Source organism: Paenibacillus sp. P4_E11 (assembly GCF_056401635.1).
Genome location: NZ_JBFUIX010000498.1, coordinates 1 through 1,290, shown reverse-complemented (window position 1 = coordinate 1,290; position 1,290 = coordinate 1). Strand labels below are relative to the sequence as shown.

At 46.1% G+C, this 1,290-nt stretch carries 2 protein-coding genes and 1 pseudogene; all 3 read right to left on the bottom strand.

Annotated features, from left to right (window positions below; translation table 11 throughout):
• Nucleotides 1-255, bottom strand: a pseudogene (locus AC1DWB_RS35470) (hypothetical protein); the annotation flags it as partial.
• Nucleotides 242-823 (bottom strand): bifunctional transcriptional activator/DNA repair enzyme AdaA, encoded by a 582-nt coding sequence (locus tag AC1DWB_RS35465; protein WP_477545758.1) that lies wholly within the window; start codon nucleotides 821-823, stop codon nucleotides 242-244. The pseudogene AC1DWB_RS35470 and the gene AC1DWB_RS35465, both read right to left, overlap by 14 nt.
• A gap of 209 nt (nucleotides 824-1,032) precedes the next feature.
• Entirely contained in the window at nucleotides 1,033-1,269 is a 237-nt protein-coding gene (locus AC1DWB_RS35460; protein WP_477545759.1) for a PH domain-containing protein, read from the bottom strand.
• Between the last annotated feature and the right edge of the window lie 21 nt (nucleotides 1,270-1,290).

Below are 1,290 nucleotides of genomic sequence, written 5' to 3'. Positions count from 1 at the left end.
ATCCAGAGGGACCTTTTCGAAGCTGACGGGCAAGCCTGCAAAATATTGCTCCAATAGGTCGATAATGCCRAATTCAACGAATAGACTGCGATCCTCGATCAACTGTTCATCGTGTGCGATATGTGGATTTACCCCTGCCAACGAAGCAAGATGAGGAGGGTATAACAATTGGCTAATTCCGCACTCGCTGGCTATAAGTGTCCATGGCTGATTCAAGCCGATTACCGTTTGTCGATATTTCCTACTCTTTATCAAATGATTCTCCTCCTCTTTGTCCATTCCGGTACCCCATAGGAGAGTTGCCCGATCTCCGACAAAACCAAGAAGTGAAATGGGATGGACTGCTGTAGCCCACAGCCGCTCCAATCTCTGCGATGGTGGCGCTAGATTCTAATAATAGCTTCTGTGCGTGCATGAATCGAACACGCTCGGTTTTTTCCGCGGGTGAGTATCCCCTTACTTGCTTATATATTCGCTGCAGGTGATAGGGGCTTATAGCAAGTGAAGCCGCCAACAGTGGCAAAGTCAGCTTGTCTTTATATTGGGCCTCAATAATCGCATCCACTTGTGCGGCCAAAGCCGCATCCGGTCGAAGTGCTCCGTTCGTTTCAGGCTTGCATCGTTTGCAAGGCCGAAAGCCCGCGTGAAGCGCATCTTCTAGTGAGTGGTAAAACGTCACATTACTTGCAAGAGGTTTTTTGGCCCGACAAGTAGGTCTACATACGATCTTCGTGGTCTTTACCCCCGTATAATATACACCTTCGTAGGTCGATTCTCGGTTAACAACAGATTCATATACTAGTTCAAATAACTTTTGATCCATACCTATCACCTCACCCCTACAAGTATAAGCCAATCTTTATTCCGGTAGTAGTACACCCGAATAGGATAGCAACATATCGACAGGGGTTATCTGTATTCGAACGCGAGACATAAGTTGACAAGACGACCGGTAATGAATCGCTTGCGGAGATGATTTACAATTGCCCTGAACTACCTTCTATACGAAATCGAATGGATTAAGGCATTGATTTAAGATTCAGGCGCATGTCTGAGGCTGAATTTCTTGCCTTCCTTCCCCGAAGCGAGTGCAATTTTCATACTGGCAAGTCTCCTGTTCTTTTGAAAAGGAGATTGTGACATCCGGTACCATTGAATACGTCTTCGGGGAATTAAAACACGATTTTGCGAGAAAAGCCCATATCGAAAAGCAAGCTGTCCATCACGGAACGACCACCCGACTTGTCTAAATGTGAGTTGGCCCCCTATAAAAGTACGATCGTACTAATC

Coding starts and splice junctions, on each gene's coding strand:
- AC1DWB_RS35465 (WP_477545758.1), bottom strand. CDS start 823: ATGGATCAAAAGTTATTTGAACTAGTATATGAATCTGTTGTTAACCGA.